Genomic DNA, 16,366 nt, shown 5'->3' on the forward strand with positions numbered 1-16,366 from the left:
GCTTGGCGCTCAGGGCTTGACCGTCGTGAACTCGCCGAAGGCCTTCAGCTGCCCGGCGATCTGGGCCGGGTCGCCCACGACCACCCAGCTTTGCTCGTCGGGGTTGAAGTACTTCCTGCCCACGGCCTGCACCTCGGCGGCGCTGACCCGCTGCAGCGCCGGCACGAACTTGCCGAGGAAGTCGGCCGGCAGGCCCACCAGCCAGTTGCCGGCCAACTGGCGCGCCAGCGAGCCCTGCAGCTGGGTGCTGACGAGGTAGCTGCCGGCCATGTAGCGCTTGCTCATCGCCAGCTCGGCCTCGGGCACGGGCTCGGCGCCCAGGCGGCGGTATTCCTTGACGTATTCCGCCATCGCCGCGCCGGCCACCTCGTTGCGCACGTCGGCGCCGCCGGTGATGGCGCCGCCGACGCGCCAGGACTGGCCGCCGGCGCGGGCGCCGTAGGTGTAGCCCTTGTCCTCGCGCAGGTTCTGGTTCAGGCGGCTGGAGAAGCCCTGGCCGATGACGGTGCTGGCCAGGCGCAGCGCGACCTGCTCGCCGTCGCTGGCGGCCATGCCGGGGCTGCCCAGGCGCAGCGTGGCCTGCACGCTGCCGGGGCGCTCCAGCAGCAGGCGCTGCACGGGCCTGGCGGCGGCCGGGGCGGGCAGGTCGGGCAGCGGGTCGCCGCCGGCCCGCCAGTCGCCGAAGGCGCTGCGGGCCAGCTTCAGCGCCTGCTCGGCGCCGATGCGGCCGGTGATGACGAGCAGCGCGCGGTCGGGGCGGAAGCGGCGTGCGTGCTCGGCGCGCAGGCCCGGCGCGGTGACGGCCTGGATGGCGGCCTCGGTCTCCTGCGTGCGGCCGTAGGCGTGGCCGCCGTAGATGGCGCCGTCCAGCGCGCGGGCGGCGCGGAAGCCCGGCTGCGTGCCGGCGGCCTTCAGGCCTTGCAGCGCGTTGGTGCGGGCGAGCTGCACCTCGCCGCCGGGGAAGGCCGGGTGGCGGGCCACGTCGGCCAGCAGCGCGGCCATGCCGGCGGCGTGCGAGGCCAGCGCGTTGCCGAACAGGCTGATGCCGTCGTTGCCGGCCGCCGCGCCCAGCGCGCCGCCCATGGCCTGCGCGGCCTCGGCGATCTGCCGGGAACTGCGCGTGGCGGTGCCCTCGGTCAGCAGGCCGGCCAGCAGCTTGGCGCGGCCGGGGGCGTCCGGCGCGTCGGCGCCGTAGCCGGCGCCGCGCACGGCGAGCACGAAGTCCACGCGCGGGATGCCCTGGCGCGGCACCACCCAGACCTGCAGGCCGTTGGGCAGCGTCTGCTGGGTGATCTTGGGCACGGCCAGCGGCTTGTCCTGGCCGAACGGCGGCAGCTCGGCGGGCAGGGCGACGGTGGCGGCCTGCGCGGCGCCGGCCAGGGCCAGCGCGGCGGCGAGGGCGCCGAGACGGAAGGACGGGATGGCGGCGGTGTTTTTCATGGCGTCGGCTCCGGCGTCAGGGTTGCGAGGCCGGCTTGGCGGCGGGCGCGGCCAGCAGGGCGGCGGGCTTGCGGTCGATGACGGAGCGGTTGGCGGCGGCCAGGTAGGTGGCGGCCACGCGCTGCACGTCGGCGGCGGTGACGGCCTCGATCCAGCCCGGCACCTGGTTGATGACGCCGGCGTCGCCCCACAGCGCCTGCAGCTTGGCCAGGCGGTCGGCGCGGCGCAGGAACATCTCCGCGTCGTCGTACCACTCGGCCAGCAGCGCGGTCTTCAGGTGGCGCAGCGTGGCGTCGTCCACGCCGTCCTTGACGATGCGGGCGATCTCCTCGTCCATGCCGGCCAGCAGCGCGTCGGCGGTGGTGTCGGGCTTGTAGAGCGCGAACACGGTGAACAGGCTGGGGCCGTCGTATTCCCACAGGCCGGTCAGGCCGTACAGCGAGCTGACGTTCAGCGCCAGCTCGCGGCCCTTGACCAGGCCCTGGTACAGCCGCGAGGCGTCGCCGCCGGCCAGCAACTGGCCCAGCACGGCGAACGGCGCCTGGTCGCGGCTGCCGCGCTCGGGCAGCTTCCAGGCGGCGGCGATGGCGGGCACCTGGGCCAGCTTGTCGGGCTGGGTCAGGCGGCGCTCCTTGGTGTTCAGGCCCTCGCGGAAGTCGCTGGGCTTGGGCGTGGGGCGCGCGGCGATCTTGCCGAAGTACTTCTCGGCCAGCGCGAAGCCCTGGGCCGGCGTCACGTCGCCGGCAATCGCCAGCACCGCGTTGTTGGGGCCGTAGAAGTCGCGGTGGAAGGCGCGCACGTCGTCCAGGTTGGCGTTCTCCAGGTCGACGAAGCTGCCGTAGCCGTCGTGGGCGTTCTCCCACTTGTCGAAGGCCAGGCCCGAGATGTCCAGCCACATGAAGCCGCCATAGGGCTGGTTCTGCACGTTGACGCGGATCTCCTCCTTCACCACGTCCTGCTGGTTCTTCAGCGTCGTCGGGTTGAAGTCCAGCGTCTTCATGCGGTCGGCCTCCAGCCACAGCATGGACGCCAGCGCGGAGGACGGCGCCGTCTCGATGTAGTTCGTGAAGTCGGGCCGGGTCGAGCCGTTGTTGTTGCCGCCGCCGGAGGTGATGACCTGGTCGAACACACCCTTGGGCGCGGTGGGCGTGCCCTGGAACATCAGGTGCTCGAACAGGTGGGCGAAGCCGGTGCGGTTCTTCGGCTCCAGCCGCATGCCGACCTTGTAGACCACGCTGACGCCCACGGTGGGGCTGCTGGCGTCGGGCGAGATGACGACGGTCAGGCCGTTGGCCAGCGTCTTCGTGTGGACGGGGATCTGCCAGTGGTCGGGCTGCTGCGCGGGGGCGGCCCCGGCGGGGCCGGCGGCGAGCGCGAATGCGGCGGCACCGAGGGCGCCCAGCGCCGCGCGGCGGGTGGTGTTCAACATGGGGTCTCCTGTGCGGGAACGGCCTGCAGTGTCGCGCGCCCGGGGCGGGGGTGCCGCAGGGCACGCCGGGAAAACCCGGCCTGGCGGCGACAATCGCGGGCCGCAAACCCTTTGCCCGCGCCATGCCCGACACCCGCCCCGCACTGCCCGACCACCTCAGCGTCGACCCGCGCAGCCCCCACCACGCCGCCGCCGTGTTCGAGCACGACATCGGCATCCGCTTCAACGGCAAGGAGCGCTTCGACGTGGAGGAATACTGCGTCAGCGAGGGCTGGATCAAGGTGCCCGCCGGCAAGACGCTGGACCGCAAGGGCCGGCCGCTGACGATCAAGCTCAAGGGCCAGGTCGAGGCCTTCTACCGCTGAAGGCCGCGCAGGGCCCGCGCCACAATGGCGCCTTCCCTCCCATCCCCCTTCAGCCACGCACGGAGAACCGCCATGTCCGACCCCATCGTCATCGTCTCGGCCGCCCGCACGCCCATCGGCGGCCTGCTGGGTGATTTCTCCGGCCTGTCCGGCTGGGAGCTGGGCGCCGTCGCGATCCGCGCCGCCGTCGAGCGCGCGGGCGTGCCGGGCGACGCCGTCGACGAGGTGCTGATGGGCTGCTGCCTGATGGCCGGCCAGGGCCAGGCGCCCGCGCGCCAGGCCGTGCGCCGCGCCGGCCTGCCGGACTCGGCCGGCGCCGTCACGCTGAGCAAGATGTGCGGCTCCGGCATGCGCACCGTGATGTTCGCCCACGACATGCTGGCCGCCGGCAGCGCCGACGTGCTGGTGGCCGGCGGCATGGAGAGCATGACCAACGCGCCGCACCTGATGTTCGCGCGCAAGGGCATCAAGTACGGCGCCAGCGCCGTCTACGACCACATGGCGCTGGACGGCCTGGAGGACGCCTACGAGCGCGGCAAGGCCATGGGCGTGTTCGCCGAGGGCTGCGTGGCCAAGTACGGCTTCAGCCGCGAGGCGATGGACCAGTACGCGATCGCCTCCACGCAGCGCGCCAAGGCCGCCAACGAGGACGGCAGCTTCGACTGGGAGATGGCGCCCGTCACGCTCAGTTCGCCCAAGGGCGACACCGTCGTCAAGTGCGACGAGCAGCCCTTCAAGGCCAAGCTCGACAAGATCCCCGCGCTCAAGCCCGCGTTCAAGAAGGACGGCGCGATCACCGCCGCCACCTCGTCCAGCATCTCCGACGGCGCCGCCGCGCTGCTGCTGATGCGCGAGAGCACGGCCCGGGCGCGCGGCCTCGCGCCGGTGGCCCGCATCGTCAGCCATGCGGTGCATGCGCAGGCGCCCGAGTGGTTCACCACCGCGCCGGTCGGCGCCATCCAGAAGGCGCTGGCCCGCGCCGGCTGGCAGGCCGGCGACGTGGACCTGTGGGAAGTGAACGAGGCCTTCGCCGCCGTCACGCTGGCCGCGATGGCCGAGTTCAAGCTGCCGCACGACATCGTCAACGTGCACGGCGGCGCCGTCGCGCTGGGCCACCCGATCGGCGCCAGCGGCGCGCGCATCATCGTCACGCTGCTGGGCGCATTGAGGAAGCGCGGGCTGAAGAAGGGGCTCGCCGCGCTGTGCATCGGTGGCGGCGAGGCCACGGCGCTGGCGCTGGAACTCGTCTGAGCGCCTGACGTGAACGTCCTCATCGTCGGCGCCTCGCGCGGCCTGGGCCTCGAATTCGTCCGCCAGTACCGCGCCGCCGGGGCCCGCGTCACCGCGACGGCGCGCAGCGAGCCGGGCCTGGCCGCGCTGGGCGGGCTCGGCGCCAGGCCGCTGCAGCTGGACGTGGCCGACGCCGCCAGCGTGTCGGGCCTGGCCTGGCAGATCGACGGCGAGCGCTTCGACGTGGTCGTCCTGAACGCCGGCGTGTTCGGCCCGCGCGCCGACGCGCTGCAGGCGCCCACCCAGGACGACTTCGATGCCGTCATGCGCACCAATGTGCTCGGCCCGATGCGCGTGCTGCCGCAGGTGGCCGACGCGCTGGCGCCGGGCGCGCGGCTGGCCATCGTCTCGTCGACCATGGGCGCCATCGGCGCGCGCACCAGCAGCAGCGGCTGGCTGTACCGCGCGTCCAAGGCGGCGGTGAACTCGGTGATGAAGGACGCCTCGCTGGCGCTCGCCGGCCGGGCCATCGTCGTCAGCCTCCACCCCGGCTGGGTGCGCACCGACATGGGCGGCGCCGACGCCGACCTCGACGCCGCCACCAGCATCGCCGGCATGCGCACGGTGCTCGCCGCCGTCCAGCCGGCGGACAGCGGCAGCTTCTTCAGCCACGACGGGCGGCGGCTGGCGTGGTGACGCGCCCGCCGCCTGTTTCGAACCCCTGCCCCCCGCAAATCCCCAGCCCCCCGCCATGAACTCCCCCACCGCCCCCCAGACCCCCGAGCCCGCCGCGCTGATCCGCGTGGGTGAAACCTGCGAGCGCCATGTACGCTTCACGCGCGACGACATCGCCACCTTCGCCCGGCTGACCGGCGACAGCAACCCGCTGCACCACGACGTGCAGGCCGCCCAGCGCGCCCGCCACGGCGAGATCATCGCCAGCGGCCAGCAGACCACGGCGCAGATGATCGGCCTGGTGGCCAGCCACTTCTCGCGCAGCGACGACGGCCTGCTGCGCGAGCTGCTGTGCCTGAACTTCAACTTCGCGTTCAAGGCGCCGGTGTTCGCCGAACAGGAACTGGTGCTGCACTGGCGCGTGGCCAGCGTGGAATGGAACGCGACGCTGGGCGGCTGGCTGGCCCACGTGGACGGCCGCGTCACCGTGCGCGGCGCCCACCCCTGCGTCGTCGGGCGGGGCACGCTGCTGGTCAAGGCCGGGCGCGGCTGACGGCCGGCCCCGCGATTCCCGAGGTCGAGCCTGCCATGCTGCTGCCCGAAGACCACCTGGCCGTGCAGGACGCCATCCGCGTCTTCGTGCAGGCCGAGATCGCGCCCCACGCCGCCGCGTGGGACAAGGCCCACCACTTTCCCGCCGGGCCGCTGAAGGGCCTGGCCGCGCTCGGCTGCTACGGCGTGGCCGTGCCCGCCGAGTGGGGCGGCGCCGGGCTGGACTACCTGGCCCTGGCCGTCATCCTCGAAGAGATCGCGGCCGGCGACGGCGGCACCAGCACGGTGGTCAGCGTCAACAACTGCCCCGTCTGCGCCATCCTGATGGCCTTCGGCAACGACGACCAGAAGGAGCGCTTCCTGAAGCCGCTGGCGCGCGGCGACATGCTGGGCGCGTTCTGCCTGACCGAGCCGCACGTCGGCTCCGAGGCCGGCGGCCTGCGCACGACGGCGGTGCGCGACGGCGACGCCTACGTGCTCGACGGCGTCAAGCAGTTCATCACCAGCGGCAAGCACGGCGACGTGGCCATCGTCATGGCCGTGACGGACAAGGCCGCCGGCAAGAAGGGCATCAGCGCCTTCCTGGTGCCGACCCGCACGCCCGGCTACGTCGTCGCGCGCGTCGAGGACAAGATGGGCCAGCACAGCAGCGACACGGCGCAGATCGTGTTCGACGGCTGCCGCGTGCCGGCCGCCAACCGGCTGGGCGACGAGGGCCAGGGCCTGCGGATCGCGCTGTCGGGCCTGGAGGGCGGGCGCATCGGCATCGCGGCGCAGAGCGTGGGCATGGCGCGCGCGGCGTTCGAGGCGGCGCTGCGCTACAGCAAGGAGCGCGTCACCTTCGGCCAGCCCATCTTCGGGCACCAGGCGGTGCAGTTCCGGCTGGCCGACATGGCCACCCGCATCGAGGCCGCGCGCCAGCTCATCTGGCATGCGGCGAGCCTGAAGGACGCCGGCCGGCCCTGCCTGAAGGAGGCCGCGATGGCCAAGCTGTTCGCCAGCGAGATGGCCGAGCGCGTGTGCTCGGACGCGCTGCAGATCCACGGCGGCTACGGCTACCTCGGCGACTTCCCCGTCGAGCGCATCTGCCGCGACGTGCGCGTCACGCAGATCTACGAGGGCACCAGCGACGTGCAGAAGATCCTGATCGGCCGCGCGCTGGCCGGCTGACGATCAGGTCAGCGACTCATACGCGCGCTGCAGCACCGCGGCCGAGGCCGCCAGCGCGTCGCGCTCGGCGGCGTCCATGCCCGGCTCCAGCACCCGCACGGCGCCGCCCGCGCCCACCAGCGCCGGCAGCGACAGCGCCACGCCGTCCAGCCCGCAGGCGCCGGCCTGCACGCGGCTGACCGGCAGCAGCCGGTGCTCGTCGCGGGCGATGCAGCCGATCAGCTCCGCCGTCACCAGGCCGATGGCGTGGTTGGTGGCGCCCTTGCGCTGGATGACCTCGTAGGCCGCGCGGCGCACCTGCTGCGCCAGCGCGGCCTCCTCGTCGGGCCGCCAGCCCGGCCAGTCGCGCAAGGCCATGCCGCCCACGCGCGCGCCGGACCACAGCGGCACCGACGAGTCGCCATGCTCGCCGACGACCAGCGCATGCAGCGACGGCGTGGCCACGCCCAGCCGCGCCGCCAGCCGCTCGCGCAGCCGCGCGGTGTCCAGCAGCGTGCCGGTGCCGATGACGCGCTCCGGCGGCAGGCCGCTGGCCTCGGCGACGACGCGGGTCAGCACGTCCACCGGGTTGGTCACCACCAGCACGATGCCGCCGAAGCCCGCCAGCGCGCGGCCCAGGCCGGCGGCCAGGCGGGCGTTGTCGCGCAGCAGGTCCAGCCGGCTCTCGCCCGGGCGGCCGTTGCGGCCCGCGGCCAGCACGACGATGTCGGCCTCGCGCATGCACTCCAGCGGCACCGCGCGCACCGCGCAGCGCGCGTAGAAGGCCGCGCCGTCGGCCAGGTCCATCGCCTCGCCCTCGGCGACGTCGCCGCGCTGGTCGTGCAGCCACAGCTCGCCCGCGTGCCCGGCCAGCAGCGTGGAGAACGCGACGCTGGTGCCGACCCAGCCCGTGCCGATGATGCCGATGCGTGTCTTCATGGCCGCGAGTATGGCGCCGCGCGCCGTCCGTCCGCGCTTGCCGCGTGCCGTCCGTCGCCGCGCGCTCGGCGGCGGCGGGCTGCGCGTCTAGCATCGGCGCCGTCCGATACAGGAGGCATGGCATGGACGAACTGCTGGCGGCCCGCGGGCTGCGCAAGGCCTACGGCAGCCGGGTGGCCGTGCACGACGTGAGCCTGTCGCTGCGGCCTGGCGAGGTGCTGGGCCTGCTGGGGCCGAACGGCGCCGGCAAGTCCACCACGGCGGCCATGCTGTGCGGGCTGGCCGCGCCCGACGCCGGCACGGTCACGCTGTCCGGCCTGACGCTGGCCGGGCACGAGGCCGCCTACAAGCGCCGCATCGGCCTGGTGCCGCAGGACCTCGCGCTCTACGAGGCGCTGCCCGCGCGCATGAACGTGGCGCTGTTCGGCGCGCTGTACGGCCTGGCGCCCGGCCCGCTGCAGCGCCGCGCCGACGAGGTGCTGGCGCTGGTGGGCCTGGCCGACCGCGCGAAGGACCGGCCCGCGACCTTCTCCGGCGGCATGAAGCGGCGCCTGAACATCGCCTGCGCGCTGGTCCACGACCCCGAGGTGCTGGTGCTCGACGAGCCCACGGCCGGCGTGGACCCGCAGAGCCGCAACGCCATCTTCGACAACCTGGAGGCGCTCAAGCGCGCCGGCAAGGCGCTGGTCTACACCACGCACTACATGGAGGAGGCCGAGCGCCTGGCCGACCGCATCGTCATCATCGACCATGGCCGCGTCGTGGCCGAGGGCACGCAGGCGCAGCTGTTCGCGCGGCTGCCGGCCGCGCAGACGCTGCACGTCGACATCGACGGCGAGCCCGACGACGCCGCGCTGCAGGGCCTGCCCGGCGTGCGGCGCAGCGGCCAGCGGCTGGAGGCGCAGGTGGCCGACCTGGGCCGCGACGCCGCCGCGCTGCTGGCCGCGCTGGCGCAGCGCGGCGTGCAGGTGCGCGGCATCGCGTCGGCGCGCGCGACGCTCGAAGACGTGTTCCTGGCCCTCACCGGCCGCCAACTGCGGGACTGACCCATGCAAGCCGTGCTCGCCCTCGTCCGTGCGGAGTTGCTGCTGCACTTCTCCAACCGCCGCGCGGTGCTGCTCGGCATCGTCGCGCCCATCCTGATCGCCGCCTTCTTCGGCAGCCTGTTCGGCGGCGGCAGCGCGCCCGCGGGCATCGCCGTCGGCGTGGTGGACCGGGACGGCAGCCCGCTGGCCCGCCGCGTCGTCGCCGCGCTGCAGGCCGAGCCGGCGCTCAAGGCCAGCGTCGCCGACGAAGCCGCCGCGCTCGCCCAGGTGCGCGCCGGCAGGCTGAGCGCGGTGGCCGTGCTGCCGCCGGGGCTGGGCGCGCAGGCGGGCCGCGCGATGTTCGGCGGCCCCAAGCCCGAGATCGTGCTGTACCACGACCCCTCCCAGCCCGCCGTGCTCGCCGTCGTGCGCGGCCTGCTCGCGCAGACGCTGATGCAGGAGGTCAGCCGCGCCACCTTCAGCCCGGCCGGGCTGGACGACATGGCGCGCCAGGTGCGCGACGGCGCCGGCCTGCCCGGGCCGCAGCGCGACGAGCTCGTGAAGATGTTCGACGCCATCGCCCGCGTGCAGCATGGCATGCCGGGCGCGTCGGCCCCCGGCGCGGCGGGGCTGTCGCTGCCCTACGCGACCCGCGAGGTCGAGGCGGTGCCGGCCGCCGCCAACGCCGCGCCGGTGGCCTACAACAGCTATGCGCACGCGTTCGCCGGCATGGGCGTGCAGTTCATCCTGATGGCCGGCGTGGACCTGGCCGTCGGCCTGCTGCTGATGCGCCGCCTGGGCCTGTGGCAGCGGCTGCGCGCGGCGCCGCTGTCGCGCGCGCAGCTGCTGGGCAGCCGCATCGCCGCCGGCACGCTGATCTCGCTGATCGTCTTCGCCGTCATCTACGCGGTGGCCATCGCGGCCTTCGGCGTGCGGGTGCTGGGCAGCGTGGCGGGCTTCGCGCTGGTGCTGTTGTGCTTCTCGCTGCTGACGGCCAGCTTCGGCCTGCTGGTGGCGGCGCTGGGCCGCACGCCGGAGGCCACGCGCGGCCTGGCCATCCTGGCCACGCTGCTGATGGTGATGCTGGGCGGCGCCTGGGTGCCGGCCTTCGTCTTCCCGGCCTGGCTGCAGGCCGTGTCGCTGGCCGTGCCGACGCGCTGGGCGGTGGACGCGCTGGACGCGATGACCTGGCGCGGCCAGGGCTTCGCCGCGGCGCTGCCGCCCTGCGCGGTGATGCTGGGCTTCAGCGCGGCCTTCGCGGCGCTCGCGGTGTGGCGCTTCCGCTGGGAGGAATGAGCGCGTCCTGCCGGTGACAGCGCCCGCGCGCGCCGCTGCCCAGAATCCGCGCCCATGCCGCACGACTTCGACGCCGCCCTCCGCCTCGCGCCCCAGGGCGACCACCGCTTCGCCGGGGCCACGCACCCGGCCTACGCCAACATGGTGGGCCCCTACGGCGGCGTCACCGCCGCCGTGCTGCTGAACGCCGCGCTGCAGCACCCGCAGCGCCTGGGCGACCCGATCGCGCTGACCGTCAACTTCGCCGCGCCGCTGGCCGACGGCGGCTTCGAGGTGGAGGCGCGGCCGGTGCGCACCAACCGCTCCACGCAGCATTGGCAGCTGACGCTGACGCAGGGCGGCGAGGCGGCGGCCACCGGCACGGCCGTGTTCGCCGCGCGGCGCGACACCTGGTCCGCGCCCGAGGCCGAGTTCCCGGCCGACATGCCGGCCGCCGCCGGCCTCGCGCGCCTGTCCGGCGGGGGCGCGCCGCCCTGGACGCAGCGCTACGACATGCGCTTCGCTCCCGGCGAGGCGCCGCGCCTGGACGGCCGCCTGCAGCCGCATTCGCGCAGCCGGCTCTGGGTGCGCGACGAGCCGCCGCGGCCGCTGGACTTCGCGTCGCTGGCCGCGATCTGCGACTGCTTCTTCCCGCGCATCTTCGTGCGCCGCGGCCAGCCGGCGCCGATCGGCACCGTGTCGCTGACCTGCTTCTTCCACGCCGACGCCGCGCTGCTGGCCGCGCAGGGCGAGCGCCACCTGCTCGGCTGCGCCCGGGGGCTGAACTTCCGCCGCGGCTATTTCGACCAGAGCGCCGAGGTCTGGAGCGACGACGGCCAGCTGCTCGCGAGCACGCACCAGATGGTCTATTACCGCGAGTGAGGCGGCCCCGTCGGCGCGGGCCCCGACGGTAAACTGCCCCGATGCCCGTTTTGCTCGCCCTCGACAGCGCCACCGACACGATGTCCCTGGCCCTCGTGGCGCCCGGGCAGACCCAGCTGTTCGAGGCTGCGGGCGGCGCCCAGGCCTCGGCGCGCCTGCTGCCGGAGGCCCGGGCCCTGCTGGCCCGCGCCGGGCTGGCCCTGCAGGCGCTGGACGGCATCGCCTTCGGCCAGGGCCCCGGCGCCTTCACCGGCCTGCGCACCGCCTGCGCGGTGGCCCAGGGCCTGGCCTTCGGGCTCGGCAAGCCGGTGCTCGCCATCGACAGCCTGATGCTGGTGGCCGAGGACGCCCGTGCGCAAGGCGCGGGCGACGACGTCTGGGTGGCGATGGACGCCCGCATCGGCGAGATCTACGCGGCCCGCTACCGCTGGGCGGGTGGTGCCTGGCAGGTCGCCGAGCCGCCGGCCCTGTACCGGCCCGAGGCGCTGGCCGCGCATTGGGGCGAGCCGGCCGCCGTGGCCGGCACCGCGCTGGCCGAATACGCCGCCGCGCTGGGCCCGGTGCCGCGTGCCTGGCCGCAGGCCCGCTCGCGCGCCGCCGCGCTGGGCGCGCTGGCGCTGGCCGCCTGGCAGCGCGGCGAGGCGCGCGACGCCGCCGAGGCCCTGCCGGTCTACGTGCGCGACAAGGTGGCGCTGACCACCGCCGAGCGAGAGCAACGGCGATGAAGCCCCTCGTCCAAGGAGTACCTTGGCCGGCCTTGCAGGCCGCGCTGCGGCTTGCGCCGCAGCCCTTCGCCAGGCATGCCGCGCCCACCGGGCGCGGCGTGTCCGGGCTCAGCCCCCTCGGGGACGGCGATGCTCGCGGCATCGAGCCGCTCGCACATCGCCGGCGCGGGCCGGCTTGGGAGCGGCCCGGCGCTTGGCCCGCAAGTGCCATGCGTGGCATGGCGGGGCTGCTTCCATGAGCGCCCTGCTGGAGTCCGGCTTGCCGCCCTTCGAGGCGTCCGGCATGCGGGTGGCGGACCTGACCGAGGTGATGGCCGCCGAGCGGCAGGCCTACCCGGTGCCGTGGACGCATGGCAACTTCGTCGATTCGCTGGCCGCCGGCTACCCGGCCGAGGTGCTGCGCGGGCCGCGCGCGGCGCTGCTGGGCTACTGGGTGGCCATGCCGGGCGTGGACGAGATGCACCTGCTCAACATCACCGTCGCGCCGCCCTGGCAGGGCCGCGGCCTGGCCGTGGCGATGCTGGAGCGGCTGGTGGCCGCGTGCCGGCAGCGCGGGCTGGCGCAGCTGTGGCTGGAGGTGCGCGTGAGCAACCAGCGCGCCCGCGACGTGTACCGCCGCTACGGCTTCGCCGAGGTCGGCCGGCGCCGCGCCTACTACCCGGTGCGCCAGGGGCCGCGCGAGGACGCGGTGCTGATGAGCCTGGCGGTGCGGCCATGAGCTGGGACGGGCGCCAGCGGGCGATGCTCGCGGAGATGGGCTACCGGCTGCCGCCGGCGGCCGTGGAGGCTGCCGAGGCCGTGCAGGAGGACCGGGACCGCCCGCGCGAAGACGTCGCCGTCGCGCCGCCGCCGCCCGCCGCGCGCCCGGCCGCGCCGGCGCCGGCACCCGTGCGCGGGCCGGTGCCCGGCCCCGCCGCGCCGCCATCGGACCTGGCCGCGCTGGACCTCGCCGCGCTGCGCGAGGCGGTGCTCGCCGGCCAGGCCTGCGGCGGCGCGTGCGAGCACCGCATCCACCTGTTCGGCCGGGGCGCGCTGCCGCGGGCGGACTGGCTGGTGGTGGCCGACGCGCCGGCCGAGGCCGACGAGGGCGCGGGCGAACTGCTGGCCGGCGACGCCGGGCGGCTGCTGGAGCGCATGCTGCGCGCCGCCGGCCAGCGCCTGGACGGGGAGGGCGCCACCGCTTTCCTCGCGCCGCTGGTGCCGGGCCGGGCGCCGCGCGGCCGGCCGCCGCAGCCGGCCGAGGCGGAGGCCGGCGAGGCGGTGCTGGCGCGGCTGGCAGAGCTGCTGCAGCCGCGCCTGCTGCTGGCCATCGGCCCGCTGGCCGCGCGCCGGCTCACCGGCCTGGCCGATCCGCTGGGCCGGCTGCGCGGCCGCGTGCACAGCTGGCGTGGCCTGCCGGTGGTGGCGACCTATGCGCCGGCCTACCTGCTGCGCTCCCCGGCCGACAAGGCCGGCGCGTGGGACGACCTGTGCCTGGCCCGCCGCACGGTGGCCGCGCCGTGAGCCCCGCCCGCCCGCCCGCCGACCCCGAGCGCCAGACGCTGGATGCGCTGCGCTTCCGCATGCTGGCCGACCACCTGCCGGCGTGGATCGCGCTGTACGGCGCGGCCGACCACTGCTGCCTGTTCGCCAACCGCGGCTATGCCGAGGCCTTCGGGCAGACGCAGGACAGCATCGTCGGCAAGCATTACAGCGAGATCGTCGGCGCCGAGGCCTATGCGTGGGTGCGGTCGAGGGTGGACCAGGTGGTGCGCGAGCGCCGGCCGGTGGTGTACGAGCGCGAGCTGCCGCAGCCCGGCGGCCAGGCGGTCTGCCTGGAGATCGACCTGATCCCGCAGTTCGACGATGACGACGAGGGCGGCGCGCTGCTGGGCAGCTGGGTGCTGGTGTACGACATCACGCGCCACCGCCGCATCGAGCAGAAGCTGCGCGAGTCCGAGGCGCGGCTGGACAAGTTCATGCAGGCCACGGTGGAGGGCATCCTGTTCCACCGCGACGGCTACATCACCGACGTGAACCCGCCGCTGTGCGAGCTGACGGGCTGGCCGGCCGAGGCGCTGGTCGGCCGCCACGTGCTGTCCTACGTCGCGGAGGACGAGCTGCCCAAGGTGCGCGAGGTGATGCAGCAGCGCCAGGAGCTGCACTACGAGACCGCCATCCTGCACCGCGACGGCTCGCGCCTGCCGGTGGAGCTGATCATGCGCACGCTGGTGCGCGACGGCGAGACGCTGCGCATGGCCGTGGTGCGCGACATCCGCGACCGCCTCGCCAGCGAGGCGCGCATCCAGCACCTGGCCCACCACGACGCGCTGACCGGCCTGCTCAACCGCGCCGCCTTCATGGAGCGCATGGCCGCGCTGCTCAAGCGCGCCGAGAGCCAGGGCGAGATGCTGGCGCTGCTGTTCGTGGACCTGGACAACTTCAAGCGCGTCAACGACTCGCTGGGCCACCTGGCCGGCGACCGCGTGCTCACCACCGTCGCCGAGCGGCTGGTGGGGTCGCTGCGCGACAGCGACCTCGTGGGCCGCTTCGGCGGCGACGAGTTCGTCGTGCTGCTGACCGACGTGACCGGCTACGCGGACGTGGTGGTCGTGCTGGAGGCGCTGCTGTCCGTCGTCGAGGTGCCGGTGAAGCCCGGCGGCCGCGCGCTGTGCGTCACGCCGTCGATCGGCGTGGCCGTGTTCCCCGAGCACGGCCGCCAGGCCGACGAGCTGATCCAGCATGCCGACACGGCCATGTACAGCGCCAAGGCGCGCGGCCGCGCGACCTTCCAGTTCTTCGAGCCCGCGCTGGCCGAGACCGCCTATGCCGACCTGGTGCTGGAGGCCGAGCTGGCCCAGGGCCTGACGCGCAACGAGTTCGAGCTGTTCTTCCAGCCCCAGGTGGACGCGGCGACCGGCCGGCTCTGCGGCGCCGAGGCGCTGCTGCGCTGGCGCCACCCGCAGCGCGGGCTGCTGGGGCCGGACGCCTTCATCTTCGTCGCCGAGCGCCACCGGCTGATGCTGTCGCTGGGCGAGTGGGTGCTGCGCGAGGCCGCCGCCACGGCGCGCCGCTGGCGCGAGCAGGGCCTGAAGGGCTTCGCCGCGGGCGACGACCCGGTGCGCATCGCCGTCAACCTGTCGCGCATGCAGTTCAACCTCGACGATTTCGCCGCCGCCGTCCAGCGCGTGCTGCTGGAGGCCGGCGCCCAGGGCCGCTGGCTGGAGCTGGAGCTGACCGAGCGCATGCTGATCGAAGACATCGAGCATGCGCCGGCCACGCTGGCCGCCCTGCGCGCGCTGGGGCTGACGGTGTCGGTGGACGACTTCGGCACCGGCTACACCTCGCTGGCCCACCTGACCGAGCTGCCGCTGGACAAGCTCAAGATCGACCAGAGCTTCGTCGCCCGGCTGCCCGGCGACCCGGGCGCGCAGGCCATCACGCGCGCCATCGTGCAGATGGCCGTGGGCCTGGGCCTGACCGTCGCCGCCGAGGGCGTGCGCAGTGCCGCGCAGTGGCAGCTGCTGGCCGGCTGGGGCTGCCAGCAGATGCAGGGCGAGCGCGTGGGGCTGCCGATGGCCTCGGCCGAGTTCGAGGCCTGGGTGGGCGCGCGATGAGCCTGGCGGCGCTGATCCACGCCGAGATCGCCGCGCACGGCGGCTGGCTGCCGTTCGACCGCTTCATGAACCTGGCGCTGTACGCGCCCGGCCTGGGCTACTACGCGGGCGGGCGGCGCAAGTTCGGCCGGATGCCGGACGAGGGTTCGGACTTCGTCACCGCGCCGGAGATGTCGCCGCTGTTCGGCCGCGCGCTGGCGCGGCAGCTGGCGCAGGCGATGGCCGCCAGCGGCTGCCGCGACGTCGTCGAGTTCGGCGCCGGCTCCGGCGCGCTGGCCGCGCAGCTGATCGCCGAGCTGGACGCGCTGGGCAGCGGGCCGGCGCGCTACCGCATCGTCGAGCTGTCCGCCGAGCTGCGCGGGCGCCAGCGCGAGCGGCTGGCGCCGTGGGCCGGCCGCGTCGAATGGCTGGACGCGCTGCCCGACGCGCTGGAGGCGGTGGTGGTCGGCAACGAGGTGCTGGACGCGATGCCGGTGCAGTTGCTCGCCTTCGACGGCCAGGTGTGGCGCGAGCGCGGCATCGTGTCGGCGGGCGGGGGCTTCGCGTTCGTGGACCGCGACAGCCCGTTGCGCCCGCCGCTGGCGGCGGGCTTCGTGCCCGGCACCGTCACCGAGATCCACCCGCAGGCGGAGGCCTTCGTCGCCACGCTGGCGCGCACGCTGCGGCGCGGCGCGGCGTTCTTCATCGACTACGGCTTCCCCGAGGCCGAGTACTACCTGCCGCAGCGCCACGGCGGCACGCTGATGTGCCACCAGGGCCACCGCGCCGACCCCGACCCGCTGGCGGCGGTGGGCGACAAGGACATCACCGCGCACGTCAACTTCACCGGCATCGCGCTGGCCGGGCAGGACGCCGGCTTCACCGTGCTGGGCTACACCAGCCAGGCCCACTTCCTGCTGAACTGCGGCATCGCCGGGCTGCTGGAGGATGCGTCCCTCGCCGGGCGCGCGATGGCGCACCGGCTGCTGGCCGAGCACGAGATGGGCGAGCTGTTCAAGGTGATCGGCTTCGCGCCGGAGGGCGGCGCCTTCGAGGCGCTGGGGTTCGCGCGCGGCGACCGGTCGCACAGGCTGTAGGCCGCCCC

General features: G+C 74.8%; 16 protein-coding genes. 13 read left to right on the top strand and 3 right to left on the bottom strand.

The window, feature by feature from the left end; all coding sequences use genetic code 11:
- Positions 1 to 9: 9 nt before the first annotated feature.
- Together QM788_RS08715 and QM788_RS08720 are read right to left on the bottom strand one after the other, a co-directional pair.
- Positions 10 to 1,440: a M16 family metallopeptidase gene (locus tag QM788_RS08715; RefSeq protein WP_415661093.1), complete on the bottom strand. Its 1,431-nt coding sequence runs from the start codon at positions 1,438 to 1,440 to the stop codon at positions 10 to 12.
- 16 nt (positions 1,441 to 1,456) lie between these two features.
- A complete protein-coding gene (locus QM788_RS08720) occupies positions 1,457 to 2,869 on the bottom strand; it encodes a M16 family metallopeptidase (RefSeq protein ID WP_415661094.1) in 1,413 nt (470 codons plus the stop codon).
- A gap of 122 nt (positions 2,870 to 2,991) precedes the next feature.
- Here QM788_RS08720 and QM788_RS08725 point away from each other — a divergent pair, with 122 nt between their 5' ends.
- The 5 genes from QM788_RS08725 (at position 2,992) to QM788_RS08745 (ending at position 6,861) form a co-directional block, all read left to right on the top strand.
- Positions 2,992 to 3,234, top strand: a complete 243-nt coding sequence (locus tag QM788_RS08725; protein ID WP_415661095.1) for a DUF3297 family protein — start codon at positions 2,992 to 2,994, stop codon at positions 3,232 to 3,234.
- 72 nt (positions 3,235 to 3,306) lie between these two features.
- The gene (locus QM788_RS08730; RefSeq protein WP_415661096.1) at positions 3,307 to 4,485 is read left to right on the top strand and encodes an acetyl-CoA C-acyltransferase; all 1,179 of its coding nucleotides are present in this window, start codon (positions 3,307 to 3,309) and stop codon (positions 4,483 to 4,485) included.
- Between the two features lie 9 nt (positions 4,486 to 4,494).
- The gene (locus QM788_RS08735; RefSeq protein WP_415661097.1) at positions 4,495 to 5,160 is read left to right on the top strand and encodes an SDR family oxidoreductase; all 666 of its coding nucleotides are present in this window, start codon (positions 4,495 to 4,497) and stop codon (positions 5,158 to 5,160) included.
- Positions 5,161 to 5,215: 55 nt separating this feature from the next.
- The gene (locus QM788_RS08740) at positions 5,216 to 5,692 is read left to right on the top strand and encodes a MaoC family dehydratase (protein WP_415661098.1); all 477 of its coding nucleotides are present in this window, start codon (positions 5,216 to 5,218) and stop codon (positions 5,690 to 5,692) included.
- A gap of 35 nt (positions 5,693 to 5,727) precedes the next feature.
- Complete coding sequence (locus tag QM788_RS08745; protein ID WP_415661099.1) at positions 5,728 to 6,861, top strand: acyl-CoA dehydrogenase family protein; 1,134 nt, start codon at positions 5,728 to 5,730, stop codon at positions 6,859 to 6,861.
- Positions 6,862 to 6,864: 3 nt separating this feature from the next.
- Here the strand turns inward: QM788_RS08745 and QM788_RS08750 are convergent, their stop codons facing one another.
- The gene (locus QM788_RS08750) at positions 6,865 to 7,779 is read right to left on the bottom strand and encodes a lactate/malate family dehydrogenase (protein WP_415661100.1); all 915 of its coding nucleotides are present in this window, start codon (positions 7,777 to 7,779) and stop codon (positions 6,865 to 6,867) included.
- Between the two features lie 122 nt (positions 7,780 to 7,901).
- Here QM788_RS08750 and QM788_RS08755 point away from each other — a divergent pair, with 122 nt between their 5' ends.
- The 8 genes from QM788_RS08755 (at position 7,902) to QM788_RS08790 (ending at position 16,358) form a co-directional block, all read left to right on the top strand.
- A complete protein-coding gene (locus QM788_RS08755) occupies positions 7,902 to 8,825 on the top strand; it encodes an ABC transporter ATP-binding protein (RefSeq protein WP_415661101.1) in 924 nt (307 codons plus the stop codon).
- A 3-nt stretch (positions 8,826 to 8,828) separates the two neighbouring features.
- The gene (locus tag QM788_RS08760; protein ID WP_415661102.1) at positions 8,829 to 10,100 is read left to right on the top strand and encodes an ABC transporter permease; all 1,272 of its coding nucleotides are present in this window, start codon (positions 8,829 to 8,831) and stop codon (positions 10,098 to 10,100) included.
- A gap of 54 nt (positions 10,101 to 10,154) precedes the next feature.
- Positions 10,155 to 10,961, top strand: a complete 807-nt coding sequence (locus QM788_RS08765) for an acyl-CoA thioesterase (protein WP_415661103.1) — start codon at positions 10,155 to 10,157, stop codon at positions 10,959 to 10,961.
- A 41-nt stretch (positions 10,962 to 11,002) separates the two neighbouring features.
- Entirely contained in the window at positions 11,003 to 11,686 is a 684-nt protein-coding gene (gene tsaB, locus QM788_RS08770) for a tRNA (adenosine(37)-N6)-threonylcarbamoyltransferase complex dimerization subunit type 1 TsaB (protein WP_415661104.1), read from the top strand.
- 235 nt (positions 11,687 to 11,921) lie between these two features.
- On the top strand, positions 11,922 to 12,404 hold the full coding sequence (gene rimI, locus QM788_RS08775; RefSeq protein ID WP_415661105.1) for a ribosomal protein S18-alanine N-acetyltransferase: 483 nt from the start codon (positions 11,922 to 11,924) through the stop codon (positions 12,402 to 12,404).
- Complete coding sequence (locus QM788_RS08780) at positions 12,401 to 13,189, top strand: uracil-DNA glycosylase (RefSeq protein ID WP_415661106.1); 789 nt, start codon at positions 12,401 to 12,403, stop codon at positions 13,187 to 13,189. Before rimI ends, QM788_RS08780 begins: the two co-directional genes overlap by 4 nt.
- On the top strand, positions 13,186 to 15,282 hold the full coding sequence (locus tag QM788_RS08785; protein ID WP_415661107.1) for a putative bifunctional diguanylate cyclase/phosphodiesterase: 2,097 nt from the start codon (positions 13,186 to 13,188) through the stop codon (positions 15,280 to 15,282). Before QM788_RS08780 ends, QM788_RS08785 begins: the two co-directional genes overlap by 4 nt.
- Positions 15,279 to 16,358 carry a class I SAM-dependent methyltransferase gene (locus tag QM788_RS08790; RefSeq protein WP_415661108.1) on the top strand — a complete coding sequence of 360 codons (1,080 nt, stop codon included), beginning with the start codon at positions 15,279 to 15,281 and terminating at the stop codon, positions 16,356 to 16,358. Before QM788_RS08785 ends, QM788_RS08790 begins: the two co-directional genes overlap by 4 nt.
- Positions 16,359 to 16,366 lie beyond the last annotated feature (8 nt).

The organism is Roseateles sp., from assembly GCF_047654785.1.
Classification (GTDB): domain Bacteria; phylum Pseudomonadota; class Gammaproteobacteria; order Burkholderiales; family Burkholderiaceae_C; genus Pelomonas.

Coding starts and splice junctions, on each gene's coding strand:
- QM788_RS08730 (WP_415661096.1), top strand. CDS start 3,307: ATGTCCGACCCCATCGTCATCGTCTCGGCCGCCCGCACGCCCATCGGC.
- tsaB (WP_415661104.1), top strand. CDS start 11,003: ATGCCCGTTTTGCTCGCCCTCGACAGCGCCACCGACACGATGTCCCTG.
- QM788_RS08745 (WP_415661099.1), top strand. CDS start 5,728: ATGCTGCTGCCCGAAGACCACCTGGCCGTGCAGGACGCCATCCGCGTC.
- QM788_RS08715 (WP_415661093.1), bottom strand. CDS start 1,440: ATGAAAAACACCGCCGCCATCCCGTCCTTCCGTCTCGGCGCCCTCGCC.
- QM788_RS08780 (WP_415661106.1), top strand. CDS start 12,401: ATGAGCTGGGACGGGCGCCAGCGGGCGATGCTCGCGGAGATGGGCTAC.
- QM788_RS08750 (WP_415661100.1), bottom strand. CDS start 7,779: ATGAAGACACGCATCGGCATCATCGGCACGGGCTGGGTCGGCACCAGC.
- rimI (WP_415661105.1), top strand. CDS start 11,922: ATGAGCGCCCTGCTGGAGTCCGGCTTGCCGCCCTTCGAGGCGTCCGGC.
- QM788_RS08725 (WP_415661095.1), top strand. CDS start 2,992: ATGCCCGACACCCGCCCCGCACTGCCCGACCACCTCAGCGTCGACCCG.
- QM788_RS08765 (WP_415661103.1), top strand. CDS start 10,155: ATGCCGCACGACTTCGACGCCGCCCTCCGCCTCGCGCCCCAGGGCGAC.
- QM788_RS08720 (WP_415661094.1), bottom strand. CDS start 2,869: ATGTTGAACACCACCCGCCGCGCGGCGCTGGGCGCCCTCGGTGCCGCC.
- QM788_RS08790 (WP_415661108.1), top strand. CDS start 15,279: ATGAGCCTGGCGGCGCTGATCCACGCCGAGATCGCCGCGCACGGCGGC.
- QM788_RS08760 (WP_415661102.1), top strand. CDS start 8,829: ATGCAAGCCGTGCTCGCCCTCGTCCGTGCGGAGTTGCTGCTGCACTTC.
- QM788_RS08755 (WP_415661101.1), top strand. CDS start 7,902: ATGGACGAACTGCTGGCGGCCCGCGGGCTGCGCAAGGCCTACGGCAGC.
- QM788_RS08740 (WP_415661098.1), top strand. CDS start 5,216: ATGAACTCCCCCACCGCCCCCCAGACCCCCGAGCCCGCCGCGCTGATC.